This is a genomic window from Thermoanaerobacterium sp. PSU-2, assembly GCF_002102475.1.
GTDB lineage: Bacteria > Bacillota > Thermoanaerobacteria > Thermoanaerobacterales > Thermoanaerobacteraceae > Thermoanaerobacterium.
Map to the genome: position 1 here is coordinate 1 of NZ_MSQD01000029.1, position 3345 is coordinate 3345.

Sequence of the window (3345 nt, forward strand, 5' to 3'; positions counted from 1 at the left end):
GACTTATCCTAAAAAATATAAAGATTAAACAATCACTAAACATTGTTTTTACTCAAAAATTCACATTATACAATCACAAGATTGTATAATTCTAAAATCATATACATATGTCTTCAAGTATATCCATTTTTGGGTTTTACGCTTTTTGGGTAAATGCCATCTTGAATGTACCTTCTCCCCCGGATTGAACCGGGAGAAAGTTGTTTTATGGCACCAACCCTCTCCGAAGTGCTCAGGTTGCACCCCTGCATTTCCCTATCCCCTCCGGAGAAGAAGATACACTCATACATACAATTATTCTGTAATATTTATATCGCTTTGAGCTCTAAATACTAGCTCACCATTTATAGTTTTTTGACTTTCTTTAGCTCCTAATATCATTGACATTTCTGCAAGTAAATTAATTTTTCTTAAATATCCATTTGTGCTTGAATATATTAATTCAATTGCGTCATCAGTAAATATTGTTTCATTGCATCCTGCACATTTTAATCTTGATGTTATATATTCTTTTGTTTCATCTTTGTTTAAACCCTTAAATGAATAATTTAAAACTATTCGCTGCCTTAATGCTTCATGTGCTTGTCTATTCAACTGTATAATTAATTGTGTTTGTCCTGATAATATAAGTAATGCATAATTTTTTGTGTCCATGTCAAAATTAAATATAATGCGTAAATCATCAAGGATTGAGTTGCTTATGAACTGAGCCTCATCAACGATGATAACGGGAGTTATGTTCTTTGAATGGTAATTTAATATTACATCCTGTATCTGGCGAAACATATCACATTTTCTATGTTTCGGTATTAATCCTAAGCCGTCGGATAAATACCTGTAAAAATCCATAACGGTAAGTGTTGATATTGGTATGTATACAACCTTGATACATATTAGGATTTAAAGAAGTTACAAAGCATTTTAGTGTATATGACTTACCAGATCCAGGATCTCCTGTTATTAACCCAAATCCTTTTTTATCTTTTAAAAATTCTAATCTGCTCATTGCTTGTATATAATCCTGTGATTTGTAGTGATATTTCACATCACAGTCTTTAGAAAATGGATTAAATGTTAATCCATAATATACATTAAACATTGTTTCTCCTTCTTTCTTCATTTACAAAGAAAAGTCTATTTCTTTTCTTCTTATCTTAGAATTATCAATTTTGTTTACTGGATGTATTGTTTGTAAGAGCTTACCGTCTTCGCTAAAAATATATGCTTTATCAAGTGATTTTGGGTAATATCGTATATTTACATAATCACCGATATACTGCATCGGTACTTCAAATTTAACTTTTTCTATTGATACTGTCGCATCTTTAATTACACGCCTTTTGACTCTATAGAGAAATATGTTATCAAGTTCTTCTTTAGAATTTATGAATTTCATCGTGTCTGTGTATTTAATGAATTTCTCTACAGGCTTCATATTTGTTGATGAATGTACTGTTTGATGATATATTCCTTCAATATATTTATTCAAGTTCTCATTCAATTCGTCTATGGAAGATATTTTCTGCCAATCAAATCCATACATCCATTGGTCTTTTAATGTCCTGAAAAATCTTTCGATTTTTCCTTTTGATTCTGGAGAATATGGTTCAGCATAGCATAAGGACGTTCCCAATGATGCACATATTAAATGCAATTGTTCGCTTTGGAATACTTTGCCGTTATCAACAAATAGCTTTTTAGGAACACCTCTTTTCGAAACGGCTTTTTTGAACGCATCAATAAGTGATATGACATTATCTGTATCATAAAATTCTGTATGTGTTATTAACCTTGATGAATCATCCAGAAAAGCAATAAGGTATGTTTTAATCTTCTTGTCGTTGATAATTAAGTATGGACCCATTGATATATCAGATTGCCAACAGTCATTAGGATACTCCATTTCAAAAGCTCTCCTGTCTTTTGTGTTTAATGCTGATGTAGATATTTTAGTTTTTCGAAGATATCTTTGAACTGTAGATAAGGATACTTTATCAAGCTCAATAAACTTTTTAGCTAAAAGTTCCTATAGATTGATTTAGCTGATCTTCTTGGATTATCGAGTTTTAGATTTTTAATATAGGCTTTAACATCATCAGTTAAAATTCTCGAAGTACCTTTGTCGCATCTGCTTTTTGGATATAAACCTTCAAATCCATATTTTCTGTAACAGTAAAGCCATGTCTTAATTGTATTAGGAGAAAATTCTCTTTTACCTAATGAAGGCACATCATAAACTTTAGAAGTAATAACCTCCATATATTCTTTTGCAGTTTCCTGAGTGTAATTTTCATTGATAAGCGGTGCTATCAAAGAAAATTTAAAGTAAGCAATTTTTTGTTTAACATCATTATCCATGCCTAAAAACCTCCTCAATTTAATTATCAGTATTATTGACTGGATAATGATGGTGCATTCACAAAGGTTATGTGGAGAGATAAAATGCAAATTAAATAAATTTATATAGACAAATTCAGATTAAACATTTTTAATCGAATTAAAATAATTATACAGTCAAAAACATCGGTAAATTATGATAAAAACATGGCTTTTGTAAAAAAAGCAAAAAAATTCTACCAAAAATTAAGTTTAAGCTTTTTTGAAAAAATGTACTTTCATCAAATCAAAATAGTGTAAATTAAACTTTAGCTTTTCTTTTGTATATTTGCAAATATTGCTTATCAAAGTTCTGGGAGATAAACTGTTCATTGTTTCAATGTATTCTTGAAAATTAGCAAAAAAGCTGTAAACATAATTCATAATAGAGAGAAATCTCATTTTGAAATAACTAATATTTTGCTGTTTTACAAAAGACAAATTAAACTCTTTAATGATTTCATCAGTAACATATGTAGTGCCATGTCCATCGATAAATATTTTTTTTAAAGAAGTTAGAATAACAGATAAAGGATAGATGAAATATGGCACTAAAAAATCTGGTATTAAAGCATGTGTCTTATGGCACACAGGACAGATAACTCTTGCTATGGTAATATCTATGCAATTATTGTCGATAAAGACACCCCTGCAGTAATAACCATGCCTATACAATTTACCGTTGTAATTGCAATTAGGACATCCAGATGGTGTATCTATGTACAAATATGATTCATTTTCGATATATTTATGTATATTTTTAACTGGAAAGGCTATAATTATCATTGTGATACCTTTCTTGGGGTGGTAATTAATTTTACCGCCCCATTATTTTTTTCTATAATTGTAGGCAAGATTAACCAATCTTATACATGAATATGAAAATTAATTAACTTTACATAATGGATAAGGTTAAATTATTTTGCTTTTTATATCACTTTTTGTATTGAAATAATTTGCTGTATAACA

At 29.4% G+C, this 3345-nt stretch carries 3 protein-coding genes and 1 pseudogene; all 4 read right to left on the minus strand.

Annotation, left to right across the window (positions count from 1 at the left end):
- Positions 1-294 precede the first annotated feature (294 nt).
- Positions 295-849 carry an ExeA family protein gene (locus BVF91_RS12885; protein ID WP_240495894.1) on the minus strand — a complete coding sequence of 185 codons (555 nt, stop codon included), beginning with the start codon at positions 847-849 and terminating at the stop codon, positions 295-297.
- Positions 797-1099 carry a hypothetical protein gene (locus tag BVF91_RS13535; protein ID WP_240495895.1) on the minus strand — a complete coding sequence of 101 codons (303 nt, stop codon included), beginning with the start codon at positions 1097-1099 and terminating at the stop codon, positions 797-799. Before BVF91_RS13535 ends, BVF91_RS12885 begins: the two co-directional genes overlap by 53 nt.
- Positions 1100-1120: 21 nt before the next feature.
- A pseudogene (locus BVF91_RS13685) lies at positions 1121-2358 on the minus strand (DDE-type integrase/transposase/recombinase).
- 231 nt (positions 2359-2589) lie between these two features.
- A complete protein-coding gene (locus BVF91_RS12895) occupies positions 2590-3162 on the minus strand; it encodes a DUF6431 domain-containing protein (RefSeq protein WP_085113755.1) in 573 nt (190 codons plus the stop codon).
- Between the last annotated feature and the right edge of the window lie 183 nt (positions 3163-3345).

Bases quoted from the DNA above. Each gene is read 5' to 3' on its own strand.
- BVF91_RS12885 (WP_240495894.1), bottom strand. From the start codon at position 849: ATGGATTTTTACAGGTATTTATCCGACGGCTTAGGATTAATACCGAAA.
- BVF91_RS13535 (WP_240495895.1), bottom strand. From the start codon at position 1,099: ATGTTTAATGTATATTATGGATTAACATTTAATCCATTTTCTAAAGAC.
- BVF91_RS12895 (WP_085113755.1), bottom strand. From the start codon at position 3,162: ATGATAATTATAGCCTTTCCAGTTAAAAATATACATAAATATATCGAA.